Below are 16,642 nucleotides of genomic sequence, written 5' to 3' on the forward strand. Positions count from 1 at the left end.
CCCCACCGACTCGCTTTATGGAGGTCAGTTCCGTGCCGATCGCAACTCCCGAGGTCTACACCGAAATGCTCGGTCGGGCCAAGGAGCACTCCTTTGCCTTCCCCGCCATCAACTGCACCTCCTCCGAGACGATCAACGCCGCGATCAAGGGCTTCGCGGACGCCGGCAGTGACGGCATCATCCAGTTCTCGACCGGCGGCGCGGAGTTCGGCTCCGGCCTCGGCGTCAAGGACATGGTGACCGGCGCCGTCGCGCTCGCCGAGTTCGCGCACGTCATCGCCGCGAAGTACGACGTGACCATCGCGCTGCACACCGACCACTGCCCGAAGGACAAGCTGGACAGCTTCGTCCGCCCGCTGCTGGCCATCTCGCAGGAGCGCGTCAACGCCGGCCAGAACCCGCTGTTCCAGTCGCACATGTGGGACGGCTCCGCCATCCCGATCGACGAGAACCTGGAGATCGCCAAGGAGCTGCTCAAGCTCTCGGCGGCCGCGAACATCATCCTCGAGGTGGAGATCGGCGTCGTCGGCGGCGAGGAGGACGGCGTCGAGGCCGAGATCAACGACAAGCTGTACACCTCCAGCGAGGACTTCGAGAAGACCGTCGACGCCCTCGGCGTCGGCGAGAACGGCAAGTACCTGCTGGCCGCCACCTTCGGCAACGTGCACGGCGTCTACAAGCCGGGCAACGTCAAGCTCAAGCCCGCAGTGCTCGAGGAGGGCCAGCGGGTCGCCGCGGCGAAGCTCGGCCTGATCGCAGGCTCGCAGCCGTTCGACTTCGTCTTCCACGGCGGCTCGGGCTCGCTGAAGTCGGAGATCGAGGACTCGCTGAACTTCGGCGTCGTCAAGATGAACGTCGACACCGACACCCAGTACGCGTTCACCCGCCCGATCGCCGGACACCTGTTCTCCAACTACGACGGCGTCCTGAAGATCGACGGCGAGGTCGGCAACAAGAAGGTCTACGACCCGCGCAGCTACCTCAAGAAGGCCGAGGCCGGCATGACCGCTCGCGTCATCGAGGCCTGCAACGACCTCAAGTCCGCGGGACGGTCCGTCTCCGCCGGCTAGTTCGACCCGACGAAAGTGCAGTTGTCGACGCGGCCACTCGGCCGATGCGTCGACAACTGCACTTTTTTCGTTGAGCCCGAGTTGCCCGAGGGGTTCGTCGTTTGTGCCCGGGTCAGCAGACCTTCCAGACCTCGCCGTCCTGCTGCAGGGTGAACGAACGCGCGGATCGGTCGTTCGGGGCGGCCGCGGTGTGGACCGTCACCTGCGCGATGGCGGTGCCGTCGGTGACGGAGACCGCGTCGACGCTGTCGATCACCGGAATCGAACCCTGATCCGTCGAGGCCTTGTACACCTGGGCGAACTGCGCGTCGTGGATCCGCTGGTAGTAGCCGCCCAGCTCGCCGCAGGTCGAGGCGCGCAGCGTGGTCAGGTCGCCCGCCGCGATCGCGCCGGTGAAGGTGTGGATGGCGTCCTCGACCTGGGACTGCGTGTTGTCGGCGCTGCGGCCGGAGAGCAGGTACGCCCCCGCACCGACGGCCACGGCCACCACCGCGACGACCGCCACCAGCAGCGGCCACCGTCGACGGCCGGTCGGGGCGGGCTCGGTCGCGGGGATCCTCGCCGGCCGCGGCGCGGGGGCCGGGACGCTCGCCGCGGGTGCCGCAGGGACCTCCGGCGCGCCTGCGGCCGGGGGCTGGACCCGGGCGGGCGCGGGGCGACCCGGCCCCACCCGGACGGGCGCGGCCCGCGTCGCGTGCGGGATGACGGTGGTGGGCGTCGAGTTGTCCGGTGCGGGGTTTCCCGGCGCCGTCTCCGCAGTTTCAGTCGCCGGGGCCGCCGTCGCTGGGGCCGCCGACTTCTCGGCCGCAGACGGCTCGGGCCGCGTCTGCTCGGGGGCAGGCCGTTCCAGTCGGACCGTCGCGCTGTCGGCGTCGGCCGATGCCGCTGTCGAGGCATCCGGGCCCGACGCGTCCGCAGTCGGGGAGTCCGAGAGCGTGGGGTCAGGCGTCTTGGGGTCCGGCACGTGGTGCACCCTTTCAATCGTCGATCCGTGTCCTGGTGTGGGCAGCCTATCGAGCATGGGGCCGCCGGGGCACAATGGTCGCCATGACCTCTTTCGGTGATTTGCTCGGCCCGCAGCCCACCCTCCTTCCCGGGGACGAGGACGCGGAGTCGGAACTGCTCAACCATGCTGACCCCAAGCAGGTGGCCGCGGAGCACCCGACGGCCTCGATCGCCTGGGCTTACCTGGCGGAGGCGGCCCTGGACGGGGGCGAGACGATCACCGCCTACGCGTTCGCCCGCACCGGCTACCACCGGGGCCTGGACCAGTTGCGGCGCAACGGATGGAAGGGCTTCGGGCCCGTCCCGTACAGCCACGAGCCGAACCGCGGATTCCTCCGCTGCGTCGCGGTGCTGGCGAAGGCCGCCCAGCAGATCGGTGAGTCCGACGAGCACGCCCGCTGCCTCGACCTGCTCGAGGACTGCGACCCGCGGGCCGCGGAAGCACTGGGTCTCGGCTAGCCGGTGGCGGCCCGCCGGCTTCGTCTCACGGAGCGCGGCCGGAGGCGATTGAAGGTCTCCACGGCGCGTCTTCGCGCCTCCCTGTTCCCGGTCCTGCAGTGTGCGATTGCGGCCGGGCTGGCCTGGTGGGTCGCCAATGACCTTCTCCACCACCCGAATCCGTTCTTCGCGCCGATGGCCGCGGTCATCTCGTTGGGACTGTCGATCGGTGCGCGGCTGCGGAGGTCGATGGAGTTGGTGGCGGGTGTCGCCGTCGGTATCGGCGTCGGCGACCTGCTGATCTCCCAGATCGGCAGTGGCGCCTGGCAGATCATGCTCGTCGTGGCGCTGGCCATGGCCACCGCGATCTTCGTGGACGGCGGACCGATCATCCCGATGCAGGCCGCCACCTCTGCCGTCCTGGTGGCGACGCTCATCCCGCCGGACGTGGGCGGTGGTCCCGACCGGATGATCGACGCGCTGATCGGCGGGATGGTCGGGGTTCTCGTCGTGGCCTTCGTCCCGAGCCACCCCGTGCTCCGCGCCAGGCAGAGTGCCGCCGGCATTCTCGGCACGGCCGCCGAGGTCCTGCAGATGGTCGCGGACGGTCTGATCGCGAACGACCCGGAACCGATCGTGGCGGCGCTGCGCAAGGCCCGCGGCACGCAGGCCCAGATCGACGGGCTGCGCGCGCAGATCGTCGGGGGCCAGGAGGTCAGCCTCGTCTCCCCGATGTACTGGCGTTCGCGGCCCCGGCTCGAACGGCTCAGCGCTGCCGCCGACCCGATCGACAATGCGATGCGCAACATCCGGGTGCTGGCCCGGCGGTCGCTCACGCTGGTCCGGGACGACGAGATCCTCGACCCCCGGCTGGTGGACGAGATCGAGCGGCTCGCGCATGCCGTGGACGTGCTGCGCCGGATGGCGCTCGCCGACCCGGGCCAGCAGCCGGACCGGGCGGAGGCGGCCCGGGTGTTGCGGTCGGTGGCCGCCGCGGCGAAGCCGGAGATGGTGAAGGGCGCGGGCATCTCGGCGACCGTGGTGTTCGCCCAGATCCGGTCGCTGATCGTCGACCTGCTCCAGGTCGCGGGCCTGAGCCGGATCTCGGCCATCGCAACCCTGCCGCCGACCGTGCCCCATCCCGCGTATCCGCCGGAGCTGTGACCTGCCCGGGTCGCTTCCCGACTGCCTCAGGGGTACGCCCGKACCGCCTCCGGTTTCGATATATGCGAATGTGTGCATATGATGGTCGCGAGTCGGCGGCGGGTTACCCGCGTGAAGGAGGCAGTCATGGGTGTGGGGCACGGTCACAGTCACGGTGGTGCGCCGACCGCGGTCGGGCCGTCGCGGTCGCGGATCAGCCGGATGGTGATCGCCCTAGGCATCCTGCTGGCGTTCCTGGGACTCGAGGTGGCCGTCGGGCTCGCCATCAACTCTCTGGCGCTGCTCGCGGACGCCGGCCACATGCTCACCGACGTGGTGGGGATGTCGATGGGCCTGGTGGCGCTGCTGCTGGCCAGTCAGGGTTCCAAAGCCGCCGCCCGGACCTTCGGCTGGCATCGCGCCGAGGTGCTCACGGCGATGGCCAATGCGGTACTGCTGCTCGGGGTCGCGGCGTGGGTGATGTACGAGGCGATCGGCCGGATCGGGGACGCTCCGGACGTTCCGGGCCTGCCCCTGATGCTGACCGCTGCCGCCGGTCTGGCGGCGAACATCGTGGTCATGCTGATGCTGCGCGCCGACGCGAAGGACAGCCTTGCGGTCCGCGGCGCCTACCTCGAGGTGCTCGCCGACGCGGTCGGCAGCGTCGGGGTGCTCATCGCCGGCGCCCTGGTGATGGCGTTCAACTGGGCCTACGCCGACATCGTGGTGGGCGTGCTGATCTCCCTGTGGGTGGTGCCGCGTGCGGTCAAGCTCGCGGGGGCGGCGCTGCGCATCCTCACCCAGGCCTCGCCCGCCAACGTCGACGTCGACGCGGTGCGGGCAGACCTGCTTGCCCTGCCGGGGGTCCAGGACGTGCACGACCTGCACGTGTGGACCCTCACGACCGGGATGGATGTCGCCACCGTGCACCTGACCTGTGAGCCCGGGGCCGTGGGGGTGCTCGGCGCGGCCAAGGTGGTGCTCGACGGACACGGCCTCGGCCACGCCACCGTGCAGGTGGAGTCCAGCAGCGAGGGCTCGCGCTGCAAGGAGGACCTCACCTGGTGAAGCGGGTGACCCCGGCGCCCGGCCGCCAGAGGTCGACGTGCAGCTTGTCCTCCTCCACGGTGGTGAGCGCCGCCTCCTCGACGGCCAACTCGAAGATCTCCGCGTCGCCGGGGTCGTTCGGGTAGGCGTCGATGATCTTGCTCTTCTCGGCCCCGAGCAGTTCGCGTGCCCGGCCGGAGATCTTCGCGTCGCCGCCGGACATGGTGGCGTCGCCCGGATTGGAGTGCAGCGCGTAACGCGGATCTCGCCGCAGGTCGAGCACCTTGCGGGCGCCCGGCATGGAGCCGAGCACCAGAAGTCCCTCGAACATCTCCACCTCGGTGCCGCTGACGCGGGGCGCGCCGTCGGTCCTGAGGGTGGCCAGGACGTGGTGTTTGTTCGCCTCGAGCCGGGCCCGGATCGCCGCGGCCAGAACGGGGGCCTCTGCGCTGAACTGCTGCCAGGTGGTCATCGGTCCAGTGTGCACGCGGGCACCGACAAATCTCCGAGACCCGATGGGCCGCCGCGGAACCGGTCCTGACCGAGTGGTTACTGGACACAGGTCGGACACAGGTAGCCAGTACTCATGTGGTGGTCGGTGCCAGACGATAACGTCTGCGACGTGAATCCAGTCAGCTTCCTCCGCGGCGGCCGCAGGGCGCGCCGGACGGGCGCCACTGGTCCCCACACGAATTCGGCGAGCATGCCGGCTGCGGTGGGGTCCGAGCCGGTGCCGCTCGCGTCCGGTCCGGGCGAACTGTGGCGCGCCCAGGTGCAGCGGCCTGACCTGGCGTTGTGGGTCGCCCACTGTGTCGAGATCCGTTGCGCCGAGATGGGTGGCGCCGAGATCGGTGGCGTCGCGGGCGTCGGTTCGGGCTCCGGAGCGAGGCTCGACGTGGACCGGCTGCGGGCGGCCAGTCGTTGCGCGACCGCGGAACTGGGGACCGGGCTGGTGCGGCTCGTGGAGGTCGACGGCCTGCCGCACCAGCTGTTCGACCCGGCACTCGATGTCGAGCCCGACTACCTCGACCTGCGCGACGAGGTCTCCCCGCGGGCAGCGGCGGAGGCATGGATGCGTGCGGAGCTCACCGGACCGGTGGACTTCGGCAGTGACCGGCTCGCGCGGATCGCGGTGCTGCAGATCGGCGATGCGCACCACCTGTGGTTCAGCCGCGCCCATCGAACGGTCCTGGACGGATTCGGGGCGGTGACCCTGCTTGCGCGCGCCGCGGAACTGTACGACGCCGCGACCGGCGGCGGAGCCGCGCGTCCGAACCGGGCCCTCGCGCCCTCGGCCATCGACGACCTGGACCGTGGTTACGCCGCGTCGCAGCGACGGAGCACGGACGCCGCGTACTGGGCCGAACGGCTGGCCGGTGCGCCCGCGTACACGGGCCTCGCCGGGGAGGTCGCGCCCGGCTTCGGGCCCGGCGAACTCGCGTCCGCGGACGGCCCCCGTCGCGGTGACCTGACCGTCGACGCCGTGCTGCCCGGCGGATCGGACCTGCTGGTGGCGGCGGAGCGACGGTACGGACTGGGTTCCGCCGCGCTCGCCGCGTCGGCCCTCGCGGCCTACCTCGCGCGGGTGACCGGGCGGACCGACCTGGTGCTGGACCTGCCGGTACCGGCCCGGATGGGGGCAGGGCTTCGGTACTCGGGCGGCTCGCGGGAGAACACGGTGCCGTTGCGGTTGCATGCCCCCGTCGACGCCACGGTGGGGGAGCTGCTCGCCGATGCCCACCAGGCCCTGGTCGGGGCGGTGCAGCATCAGCAGTTCCGGGTCGCGGCCGGTGACGGGCCCGTGGCACACGGACCGTTGCTGCAGGTCGCCCTGTCTCCCAGGGAGATTCGCCTGACCGGGCTGGACGTCGAGATTCGCGACCTGTCCACCTCGCCGGTGGTGGACCTGCGGGTCGAGCTGGCCGAGTGCCCGGACGGCATTGTGCGGCTGGGGTTCACGGCGAACCCGTACCGCTACGACGAGGGCACGCTCGCCAGGCACCACCGGCGGTTCCTGCGGCTGTTCACCCGGCTGCTCGAGGCCGCGCCGTCCGACCTCATCGGTGAGTTGCGGACGGAACCGAAGGTGGCCCTGCGGGTGGTCTGAGCGGGTCAGAGCCAGAAGCGCATGAGGTAGTTGCCGTACTGGGCCCACTCTGCGGGCACCCCGGACAGGCCGAACAGCCCGTAGATCGCGTCGAAGAAGACGACGTTGATCGCGGGCACGAACAGCAGGGCGACCAGGAACAGCAGGCCGAGGCCCTTGAACTGGTCGAGCGAGCGCCGGGTCCGGGGCGACAGCGAGGGCTCGAGGGCGGTGTAGCCGTCGAGGCCGGGTACCGGGATCAGGTTCAGCACCGTCGCCATCACCTGGAGGAACGCCAGGAAGCTGAGCCCGTACCAGAACACCGGGTGGGTGCCGGCGTCTGCGAACAGCCGGATCACCGCCAACAGCACCACCGCCGAGACCGCGTTCGCGGCGGGGCCGGCCAGCGCGATCCGGCGCGCCGCGCCGGCCGGCAACAGGTCGGTGCGCAGGTACACCGCGCCGCCGGGCAGGCCGATGCCGCCGATCGCGATGAACAGCACGGGCAGCCCGATCGACAGCAGCGGATGGCTGTACTTGAGCGGGTTCAGGGTGAGGTAGCCACGGGCCGCCACCTCGTCGTCGCCGTACCGCCACGCCGTGTACGCGTGCCCGAACTCGTGCAGGCACACGGTGACCACCCAGCCCGCGACGACGAGCAGGAAGACCCCGACGTTCGCCAGCGTCGACCGCGGCTCCGCCTGCCAGGCGAGCACGCCGCCCGTGACCGCGATCGCGACCACCCCGAGGAACACGGGGCTCGGTCGGACCGCGGCCCGTCGGGTGGAGGCGCCGGGGAATGTCATAGGCCCAGTATCGCCCGTGGGTGGTGCGTCATCCGGTGTCCGTGGATCAGCCGCGGACGAGCAACCACTCCCGGGTGTCCCGGTAGAAGCTCGACCGCTTGAGCGCCCGCGGCGTGGTCACCCCGTCGCGGGTCACCACCGCCCCGACCGCGCCGAGCTGGATCGCCCGTCCCGGTGACCATCTGGTCGGCAGGAACGCCCAGCGTCGCGCGACGCCGGCGCGCAGGCCCGGCATCTCGAGGGTGGGGGTGATCCGCAGCGTCGACACGGTCCCGGAGAACAGCCGGGTCGAGTCGACGTAGGCCTCGCCGACCAGTTCGGCGCCTTCCGGGCCGGTCACGGTGGCCTCGCCGACCAGCGCGGTGCCCGCGTCGTCACGGATCAGCGGCACGGTTCGCGCCCGGCCGTGCCGTGCCAGTTCGGCTGCGCGGTCGCCGACCGGCAGCCCGTACAGCCGGGTCGCGGCGGACCGCGTCGGGCTCACGTAGGCGAGTTCGACGTGCAGTCGGTCGCTGCGCATCAGCCGGGTCAGGGCCGCGGCCAGGGCGCCGTCGCCGCCCACCACCACCAGCCGGGGAGCGCCGGGGCCGGCGTCGTCGAACTGCGGGAGCAGGGTGTCGAAGTCGGGCTTGGCGGGTACCGCGGGCGCCGTCACGGCGGGCAGCTGCGCCAACGGCCCGGGCACCGTCACGTCTCCACAGGCAAGCACGATGGTGGTCACAGGGTCAGCTCCCGGTCGGTGTGAATGTCGCGGTGGTCCGCCCCGACGATACGAACGTCGCACGCGGCCGGCGACACCGGTGGCCCGGAACCACGGAAGTTCCGCAGATCAGGTAGCGCAATACGCGTGTGCGGCGGGCCGAAGAGTCCTAGCGTTGAACGGTGTAGTCGCTACGCCCTCGCGTGGCTACGCCATCTAGTCGCTACCGACATCGGAGTGCACGATGCAGATCACCGAGATGCAGCTCAACGAATTCTCGCGGGCACGATCCCGCACCCACGCCCGCGTCACCAGGTTCTGTCGGTCCGGTCTCGCGGCGGTGGTCACCGAACTGCGTCGCGACGGCGCCGCCGAGACCTCGGAGGAGCTGGCCGCCGCCCGCACGCTGCTCGCGTTGGGGATCGGCCAGATGTCCACCCTGACGTCGCTGCACGAGCACCCGTTCCAGGTGCAGCCCGTGTTCGGCGAGCAGGAGGTGCATGCGGACATCGGCCGGTTCGTCGCACACCCGGACCGGGTGCAGGTCTCCGCGGACCTGCCCGCGGATGCGCCGCACGGACCGGTGCGGATCGTCTGGTTCAACATGGACTCCCTGGTCGGCGGGACGCAGACCGTCGAACCGCACCTCGAGGGCGACGGGTCGTACCGGGCCGAGAGCGAGGTCCAGTCGGGTGTCGGCGTGGTGGTCGCGGGGCTGGTCCCGGCGGTCGACGAGGGTCAGGTCCGGGCCGGGTTCGCACTCGTCGCGGAGTGAGCCCGGCCGGTCCGCGTGGCGCCGGACGCCGGAGTGCTGGGGGGACGGGCACCTTGTCCCGAGAAATGTCGGGCCAGGTCATAGACTCGGCAGATGGTCGTTGCATGGTCCACGGTGAACCGTGATGCGCAACTGCACACGGTGATGTCGGCTCTTCGCAACCGACGGGGCCCGTGGGGGGCCGTGCTGACAGGTGACGCCGGGGTGGGGAAGACAACGTTGGCCCGCGACGCCGTCGAGGCGTTTGCGCCGCAGAGCCGGTGGGCGGCGGGCACCGAATCCGCACGCAGCGTTCCGTTGGGGGCGTTCGCGCACGTGGTCGGGGTGTCCAGTCCGATGGAACCGGCGTCGGTGCTGCGCGCGGCCCGGGCACATCTGCAGGAGCTCGGCACCGACGTCGTGATCGGCGTCGACGATGCGCACCTGCTGGACAAGCTATCCGCCACCTTCGTGCATCAGCTGGCGGTCAATCGCATTGCGCCCCTTGTGGTTACCGTGCGAAACGGGGAGCAGGTGCCGGATGCGGTCACCGCCCTGTGGAAGGACGGGTTGCTCGAGCGGGTGGAGCTCGCGCCGTTCACCCTGGACGAGACCAGGGCGTTGGTGCAGTCGGTGCTCGGCGCGCCGGTCGAGGAGTCCAGCGTCAAGCGAATCCACGTGATGTCGGAGGGCAATCCGCTGTTCCTGCGGCACGTTGTCGACGGTGCGGTCGAGGTCGGGCGGCTGCGTGAGGTCGCCGGGGTGTGGCAGCTGCGCGGCGAGACGGTCGTCAACCCGCACCTGAGCACACTGATCGAGGCGCGCATCGACCACCTGGATCCGGCATTGCGACACGTGTTGGAGCTGTTGGCCTTCCAGGAGCCGTTGTCGCTGGAGGTGCTCTCCACGCTGAGCGACCCCGCGACGGTGGAGGCAGCCGAGAGCGCGGGGCTGATCCGGGTGCGTCAGCGCGACGACACCGGGCTGACGGTGAAGCTCGCGCACCCGCTGTACGGCGAGGTGGTGCGCGCCGGCACCGGCGTCCTGGCGGCCCGGAGGCTCCGCGGCGAGCTGGCCCGGCAGATCGCCGCGCACCCGCCCGCCCACGTCAGCGACCGGATCCGGCTGGCGGTGCTGGCGTTGGACAGCGACTCGCCCCCCGAGCCCGACCTGCTGATCTCCGCGGCCAGCGCGGCGCTCACCCTCGGCGAGCTGGAGTTGGGGGAGCGGCTGGCCCGGGGCGCGATGGCGATGGGGGCCGGGTTCGCGGCGGCCCTGCCGTTGGCGAACACCTTGGCCTGGCAGGGACGTGGCGCCGAGGCGGAGGCCGTGCTGGGGCCGATCGACACCACGAACCTGGGCGAGTTCGACCTGCTGCTGTGGTGCCTGCCGCGCGCGGCGAATCTGTTCTGGATGCTGGGCAGGCCCGCCGACGCGGCCGCGGTGATGGAGTCGACGCGCGCCCGGCTGACCCACCCGTCGGCGCTGAACCTGGTGGACGCGCTGGAGGCGATGTTCGCGGTGTACACCGTCCAGGCCGGGGCGACCACCCAGATCTACGACGTCATCGACTCGCCGCACGCGCTGCCGCTGGCGACGGCCTGGGCCGGTGCCAGCGGCGCCCTCGCCACCGCGTACCTGGGCCGGTTCGACGAGGTCGAGCCGTTCGCGGTGCGGGGGCTGGCGGCCGCGGCGCAGTCCGAGAGCGGGAATCTGCGCTTCACCATCGGACTCGGCCAGGTGTACACGCACAGCATGCGGGGCGACCTGCGGGCCGCGGGGGCCACGGCTCGCGAGTACGCCGACTACGCGGAGATGCAGCAGCCGGGGCGCTCCCTCGGCGGGGTGCTGCTCGGGCGCGTGTACTACCTGCAGGGTGCGCTGTCGTCGGCGGAGACGGAATTCCGTCAGGCCGCCGCGGTGCTCGAGGGCACCGGGTACTCGTGGGCGTTCCTGTCGGCGGCGTTCCTGTGCCAGACCCTCGCGGCGCGAGGCCTGGCCGTCGAGGCGCAGGAGGCGTTGATCCGGGCCGAGCGGCTCTTCGGCGTCAACACCGAGTTGTTCCGGTCGGACCTCGAGATGACCCGTGCCTGGGTGGCGGCTGTGGTGCGCGACCGCAACCGCGCGGTCGCCCACGCGCGGACCGGGGCCCGTGTCGCGGCGGCGGCGGACCAGTTGGCGCAGGAGGCGATGTGCCTGTACCTGGCGGCCCGCTTCGGCGACGGCAGTGTCGCCGACCGGCTCGGGCAGATCGCCGCGCGCGTGGACAGCCCCCTGATCTCGATGGGTGCCGCGCACGCCCGGGCGGTGGCCGACCGGGACGGGGCCCGACTCGACGCACTCGCCGGCAAGCTGGAGGCCGTGGGCGCGCTGCTGGCGGCGGCCGACGCCTGGGCGCAGGCCGCGACGGCACACGCCGCGACGGGCAGCCGCCGCGCCGAGCTGGCGTCCACCGCGTCGGCCAAGCGGCTGGCGGAGCGCTGCGACGGGGCGTCCACCCCGGCGCTGACGGCGGTCTCGAACCCGCTCCCACTGACCGGCCGGGAGCTCGAGGTGGCGTCGATGGTCGCGCAGGGGCTGTCCAACAAGGAGATTGCCGAGCAGTTGGTGGTGTCGGTGCGCACCGTGGAGGGCCACATCTACCGGTCCTGCACCAAGCTCGACGTGCCGGACCGGTCGGCGCTGGCCGCCGCGGTCCGGATCGAGGGCAGGTAGCCCACTACCCGCGCGGGAGTCCGTCACCTCGGCAAGACTGATGGGGGGCGACGGGGATCTGCGAGTCCAGGAGGGAATGGCGATGATGCGGCGTTCGCGTCCCGCGGGGCCGGACCCGGCGCGGCTGGGCGGGGCGAAGTTTGCGCCCCCACCGGTGCGTGCCGCCGAGCCGGTGGTGTTCGAGACCGTGCCCTTCCGCACCACCGAGTCGCCGCCGCGTGAGCTGAACCTGCGGCACGTGGTCTCCGGCCCGCGACCGACCCGGGGGCCGGTGCTGATGATCGCGGGCACGAGTGTGCGGGCGAACATCTTTTCGCCGCCGACCGAGGACACCCTGCCGGGAATGCTGTCCCGGGCCGGGTTCGATGTGTGGATCTCGAACTGGCGGGCCAGTTTCGAATTCGCGCCGAGCCGGTTCTACCTCGACGACGCCGCGGTCCACGACCACCCGGCGGCGGTCGCGACGGTGCTCGCGGCGACCGGTGCGCAGACCCTCAAGGCCGTCGTGCACTGCCAGGGGTCCACCAGTTTCATGATGTCCCTGATCGCGGGGCTGGTGCCGGAGGTGACCACCGTGGTGAGCAACTCGGTGGCGCTGCACCCGCAGTTCCCCACCCTGGCGTTCCTGAAACTGCCCATGGCCGTGGCCACCTTCGGGAAGGTCATGCCGTACTTCAACCCGCAATGGGGCCTGCACGCATCCGGGTTCTGGCCCAAGGTGTTCGACTGGGCGGTGCGGGCGACGCACCACGAGTGCAACAACGCGGTCTGCAAGCACACCAGCTTCACCTACGGCAGCGGCTTCCCGACGTTGTGGTCCCACGAGAACCTCGACGAGGCCACGCACGAGTGGATCAAGGGTGAGTTCGGATTCGTCCCCGTCACCTTCTTCGAGCAGATGGAGAAGTGCGCGCTGCACGGAAAGCTGATGTCGATGGGTGTCTACGAAGAACTGCCGGAGGACATGCTGGCCCAGCCGCCGCAGACCGACGCCCGGTTCGTGTTCATGACCGGCGACCAGAACCGGACGTTCCTGCCGTCGGGCATGGCGAAGACCTTCGACTACTTCGACGCGATCGCGCCGGGGCGCCACGTCTTCCAGCAGATGGCCGGGTACGGCCACCTCGACGTGTTCCTCGGCCGACATGCGGCCCGCGACGTCTTCCCGTTCATCGTCGACGAACTGGGCAGGGACTGACATGCCGCGCTCGCTGCTGTGGAGCCACCTGGTGCTGCTCGGATGCGCCTCCCTGCTCGCGGGGTCGGCCGTCGCGGCCGCGCTGACACCGGGCGGCAGCGGCCCGCGGCCACTGCCCGACGGCGTGTTCCTGGCCGTGTCGCTGCTCGCGTTGGTGACCGGGCTGCTGATGGCAGGGACGGAGTGGCTCAGCGGACTGGGCTGGCCGCCGCGGGTGGCGGTGGTCGCCGGGCTGGTGGCGATGGCCGTTGCCTACCAGTCGGATTCGCTGGGTGCGGTCGCGGTGGCGGCGTGGTGCGTTCAGTGGTGTGCGGTCGCCTACTGGTTCTACCGGCTGGCCTTCGACGCGAGGGCGGACCGGTGACCGGGGCGGGCGGGGCGACCGGTGTCCGCTTCGACGAGGTGATGACCGGCCGGCTCGCGCTCGGGGAGACGGACCCGCGGGCCGGGTACCGCAGCCCCGGCGCGGTGGGGGTGGTGCTGCGCGGCCGGATCCGGATCGCGGACGTCGACGCCTTCCTCGAGGACCCCGCGCACGGCGCGGAACTGCTGGGGGACGTGGACATCCCGGTGCTGGGCGGTCGGTTCGAGTCGGAGGCGGGCCGTTTCGGGCTGTTCGTGCCGAGTGGCAGTGCCCGGCTCACCCACATGGTCTACCAGTCGCGGGTGGTGATCGACGGCCGGCCGCACTGGTTCCACGGGCACAAGGAGATTCGGGTCGCCGGCCCGTGGCGGCTGTGGCCGGCGACCACCACCCTGCTGGTGACGCTGCACGACGGGGCAGGGCAGGCCGAGGACGCCGGACCGGTGGTCGGCGCGGGGGTGCTGCGACTGCGTCCGACGGACTTCCTGTCGCTGCTCGGCTCGCTCCGGGCCACCGGCGGCGCGACGGTGCGTCGGCGATGGTCGGCCCGCGGCCGGTTCGCCGCCTTCTTCGCCGGGGGCCTGGTCTCGACGTACCTGCTCCGGAGGCGAGCATGAGCGGGCGGGGGAGGGCGGCGGCGAGCTACGACGTGGTGATCGTGGGCAGCGGGTTCGGGGGCGCGGTGGCGGCGTGCCGGCTGTCCGCGGCGGGGCGCAGCGTCCTGGTCCTCGAACGCGGGCGCCGTTGGGACCCGTCGACTTTCCCCCGTCGGCTCCGCGACCCGTGGCTCTTCGACGGCCGGGTTCCGCACCGGCGCAACGGCTGGCTGGAGGTGCGCTGGCTGGACCAGATGTTGGTGGGTCTGGGTGCCGGGGTGGGCGGCGGGTCGCTGATCTACGCCAACGTGTGCATCGACGCCCGGCCGGAGACCTTCCGATCGGGTTGGCCGTCGGCGATCACGGCGGCGGAACTCGAGCCGCACTACCGGGCGGTCGGCGAGATGCTGCGGCCGACCACGGTTCCGGAGGGCCAGCACCCGGCGCGGCTCGACCTGATGCGCCGGGCGGCCGGCGAACTGGAGGACGGTGCGCGATTCCGGAAGGTGCCGCTGGCCGTCAGCTTCCGGGAGGACCTGGTGCTCGACGGCGCGGCACCGCCCGGGCTCGGGGCGTCGATGGAGTTCCTCAACGCGCACGGCGTGCGGCAGGGCACCTGCGTGCACTGCGGCAGCTGCGACGTCGGCTGCCCGGTCCGGGCGAAGAACACCCTGGACATGAACTACCTTGCCGAGGCAGRGAATTCGGGGAACGCGACGATCTCGCCGCTGTCGCTGGTCCGGACCCTCTCGCGGGAGCCGGGCGGCGGCTGGCGGGTGCACTACGACCACCTGGAGGACGGGCGCCGGCGGCCCGACTCGGTGGTGGCCCGGCGGGTGATCCTGGCGGCCGGTTCCCTCGGGACCACCGAGTTGCTGCTGCGCGCGCGGGACGACTACGGCACGCTGCCCGGGCTGCCGCGGGCGCTCGGTCGCGGGTGGAGCTCGAACGGGGACTTCCTCACGCCGTCCCGGCACCGTGGCCAGGTGGTTGCACCCACCGTCGGGCCCACCATCACCTCGGCAATCGACCACCTCGACGGGGATCGTGGGCGCAGGTACTTCGTCGAGGACGGCGGTCTCCCCAACCTGTTCCGGAACGCGTACGAGGCACGGCTGCGCGACGGCGGCGGCACGTCGTGGCAGCGCTGGTACTGGGAAAGGCTCTCCAGGGCAGGTGAACTCCGTACGGTGATGCCCTGGTTCGGGCAGTCGATCGACGCGGCGGACGGGGTGTTCCGGCTGCGGCGGTCCCGGGTGCGTCCGCGGCGCAAGGTGATGAAACTGAACTGGAACCCTTACCGAACCGAGACGGTCATCGCCGCGATGGCGGCCGAGCACGAGCGGTTGGCGAAGGCGACCGGGGGCGAGGTGCTGCCGCTCGCGAGCTGGAAGTGGCTCCGCGCCCTGGCGACGCCGCATCCGCTCGGCGGGTGCAACATGGCCGCCGCGCCGGGGGCCGGCGTCGTAGACCACGCGGGAAGGGTGTTCGGTCACGACGGGTTGTACGTGATGGACGGTTCGGTCATCCCCAGGGCGATAGGCAGGAACCCCTCGAAGACGATCGCCGCGGTCGCCGAGCGGGCGGTTGCGTTGCTGCTCGAGGAACCGGAGCAGAGGCGGATCGAGTAGTCGGCTACGGGTGCTCGTGTCGGTACCTGGTGGCATGCTTGAACCCGAGGCGGAAGACATTCGTGGTGCGGATGAATCCGAGGTGAGTGGCGATGACAACCGTGACAGTCACGATGGTCAACACGACCAACGAGGAACTGCTGCTCGACCCCGTCGAGTTCGGCTACCCGCTGCCGCCGGGTCTGGAGCGACGCAAGGCCCCCAACCGGGTCGGTCCGCACGCTTCGGGCGAGTTCGTGATGCGCCGCGGCCTGAGCTTTCTGCTCGGTGGAGACGCGGACCGCCCGATCTACGTCCAGGTCGACGGCGCGGTCTGGTCGACCCCGGCCTGCGTGGTGCGGTCCAACGCCGGGGAGCGGGGGCTCGAGGTCCAGGTCAGTCCCGCGCCGTGGCTGCACGGCAATGGGCGGCACGGGCGCAAGCCGTCGCGCACGCCCTGACGAGTGATTCGGCCGCGGACGGCGGTGCGCCACGGGGTGCGAGGTGGTCGCCGGAGCGGCATCGAGGGGCCTCCGGCCGTCGCCGCGGCGCGGGCCGAACGGGCCCGCGCCCGTACTGGACTCAGGTGCGTCACACCTCTGGACTAAACTGTCCTTCCGGCCACTGTCCACGGACGGCTGGCCTCTGCGCTGAGATGTGCAGACGCCCGTCAACCGTAGGAGACGTCATGCCGGCAATCGTCCTGATCGGAGCCCAGTGGGGCGACGAGGGGAAGGGCAAAGCCACCGACCTGCTCGGTGGTCGCGTGCAGTGGGTGGTTCGCTACCAGGGCGGCAACAACGCCGGTCACACCGTCGTGCTGCCCAACGGCGACAAGTTCGCGCTGCACCTGATCCCGTCCGGAATCCTCACCCCCGACGTGACCAACGTGATCGGCAACGGCGTGGTCGTCGACCCGGGCGTGCTGCTCACCGAGCTCGCGGGCCTCGAGGACCGTGGTGTGGACACCGACCGGCTGCTGCTCAGCGCCGATGCGCACCTGATCATGCCGTACCACGTGGCCATCGACAAGGTCACCGAGCGCTACCTCGGCAACCGGAAGATCGGCACGACCGGCCGTGGAATCGGCCCGTGCTACCAGGACAAGAT

The 16,642-nt window shown here is 71.4% G+C and carries 17 protein-coding genes; 13 read left to right on the forward strand and 4 right to left on the reverse strand.

What is annotated here, in order from left to right; all coding sequences use genetic code 11:
- Positions 1-17 precede the first annotated feature (17 nt).
- Positions 18-1,070, forward strand: a complete 1,053-nt coding sequence (fbaA, locus tag AC1DU4_RS19705) for a class II fructose-bisphosphate aldolase (RefSeq protein ID WP_477842659.1) — start codon at positions 18-20, stop codon at positions 1,068-1,070.
- Between the two features lie 112 nt (positions 1,071-1,182).
- Here fbaA and AC1DU4_RS19710 read toward each other — a convergent pair whose 3' ends face one another.
- Positions 1,183-2,034, reverse strand: coding sequence for an Rv0361 family membrane protein (locus tag AC1DU4_RS19710; RefSeq protein ID WP_477842661.1), 852 nt, complete (start codon positions 2,032-2,034; stop codon positions 1,183-1,185).
- An 83-nt stretch (positions 2,035-2,117) separates the two neighbouring features.
- Between AC1DU4_RS19710 and AC1DU4_RS19715 the strand changes: the two genes are divergently transcribed.
- The 3 genes from AC1DU4_RS19715 (at position 2,118) to AC1DU4_RS19725 (ending at position 4,724) form a co-directional block, all read left to right on the forward strand.
- Complete coding sequence (locus AC1DU4_RS19715; protein WP_072846214.1) at positions 2,118-2,534, forward strand: DUF3151 domain-containing protein; 417 nt, start codon at positions 2,118-2,120, stop codon at positions 2,532-2,534.
- A 48-nt stretch (positions 2,535-2,582) separates the two neighbouring features.
- The gene (locus AC1DU4_RS19720) at positions 2,583-3,677 is read left to right on the forward strand and encodes an FUSC family protein (RefSeq protein ID WP_477842663.1); all 1,095 of its coding nucleotides are present in this window, start codon (positions 2,583-2,585) and stop codon (positions 3,675-3,677) included.
- Between the two features lie 126 nt (positions 3,678-3,803).
- Entirely contained in the window at positions 3,804-4,724 is a 921-nt protein-coding gene (locus tag AC1DU4_RS19725) for a cation diffusion facilitator family transporter (RefSeq protein ID WP_477842665.1), read from the forward strand.
- Here the strand turns inward: AC1DU4_RS19725 and AC1DU4_RS19730 are convergent.
- Positions 4,714-5,175, reverse strand: a complete 462-nt coding sequence (locus AC1DU4_RS19730; RefSeq protein ID WP_477842667.1) for a pyridoxamine 5'-phosphate oxidase family protein — start codon at positions 5,173-5,175, stop codon at positions 4,714-4,716. The two genes, AC1DU4_RS19725 and AC1DU4_RS19730, sit on opposite strands and share 11 nt — an antisense overlap.
- A 231-nt stretch (positions 5,176-5,406) precedes the next feature.
- Here AC1DU4_RS19730 and AC1DU4_RS19735 point away from each other — a divergent pair, with 231 nt between their 5' ends.
- Complete coding sequence (locus tag AC1DU4_RS19735; RefSeq protein ID WP_477842669.1) at positions 5,407-6,810, forward strand: condensation domain-containing protein; 1,404 nt, start codon at positions 5,407-5,409, stop codon at positions 6,808-6,810.
- 5 nt (positions 6,811-6,815) lie between these two features.
- Here AC1DU4_RS19735 and AC1DU4_RS19740 read toward each other — a convergent pair whose 3' ends face one another.
- Both AC1DU4_RS19740 and AC1DU4_RS19745 read right to left on the reverse strand, forming a co-directional pair.
- Positions 6,816-7,595 carry a site-2 protease family protein gene (locus AC1DU4_RS19740; protein WP_477842671.1) on the reverse strand — a complete coding sequence of 260 codons (780 nt, stop codon included), beginning with the start codon at positions 7,593-7,595 and terminating at the stop codon, positions 6,816-6,818.
- 46 nt (positions 7,596-7,641) lie between these two features.
- Positions 7,642-8,316 (reverse strand): hypothetical protein, encoded by a 675-nt coding sequence (locus AC1DU4_RS19745; protein WP_477842672.1) that lies wholly within the window; start codon positions 8,314-8,316, stop codon positions 7,642-7,644.
- Between the two features lie 223 nt (positions 8,317-8,539).
- On the opposite strand from AC1DU4_RS19745, the gene AC1DU4_RS19750 reads away from it, so the two are divergent.
- The 8 genes from AC1DU4_RS19750 to AC1DU4_RS19785 form a co-directional block, all read left to right on the forward strand.
- On the forward strand, positions 8,540-9,070 hold the full coding sequence (locus AC1DU4_RS19750; protein WP_072846153.1) for a hypothetical protein: 531 nt from the start codon (positions 8,540-8,542) through the stop codon (positions 9,068-9,070).
- A gap of 204 nt (positions 9,071-9,274) precedes the next feature.
- Positions 9,275-11,764 carry a helix-turn-helix transcriptional regulator gene (locus AC1DU4_RS19755; protein ID WP_477842674.1) on the forward strand — a complete coding sequence of 830 codons (2,490 nt, stop codon included), beginning with the start codon at positions 9,275-9,277 and terminating at the stop codon, positions 11,762-11,764.
- Positions 11,765-11,846: 82 nt separating this feature from the next.
- Positions 11,847-12,962 (forward strand): hypothetical protein, encoded by a 1,116-nt coding sequence (locus tag AC1DU4_RS19760; protein ID WP_477842676.1) that lies wholly within the window; start codon positions 11,847-11,849, stop codon positions 12,960-12,962.
- A 1-nt stretch (position 12,963) separates the two neighbouring features.
- Complete coding sequence (locus AC1DU4_RS19765; protein ID WP_072846155.1) at positions 12,964-13,326, forward strand: hypothetical protein; 363 nt, start codon at positions 12,964-12,966, stop codon at positions 13,324-13,326.
- Positions 13,323-13,943 (forward strand): hypothetical protein, encoded by a 621-nt coding sequence (locus tag AC1DU4_RS19770; protein ID WP_477842678.1) that lies wholly within the window; start codon positions 13,323-13,325, stop codon positions 13,941-13,943. The genes AC1DU4_RS19765 and AC1DU4_RS19770 overlap by 4 nt, the downstream gene beginning before the upstream one ends.
- Positions 13,940-15,553 carry a GMC oxidoreductase gene (locus tag AC1DU4_RS19775; RefSeq protein WP_477842680.1) on the forward strand — a complete coding sequence of 538 codons (1,614 nt, stop codon included), beginning with the start codon at positions 13,940-13,942 and terminating at the stop codon, positions 15,551-15,553. The genes AC1DU4_RS19770 and AC1DU4_RS19775 overlap by 4 nt, the downstream gene beginning before the upstream one ends.
- A 92-nt stretch (positions 15,554-15,645) precedes the next feature.
- Positions 15,646-15,993, forward strand: a complete 348-nt coding sequence (locus AC1DU4_RS19780; protein ID WP_477842682.1) for a hypothetical protein — start codon at positions 15,646-15,648, stop codon at positions 15,991-15,993.
- Between the two features lie 227 nt (positions 15,994-16,220).
- Positions 16,221-16,642: adenylosuccinate synthetase (locus AC1DU4_RS19785; protein WP_477842684.1), on the forward strand; the 422-nt coding region annotated here is incomplete at its 3' end.

It is taken from the genome of Rhodococcus sp. P4_F5 (assembly GCF_056401315.1).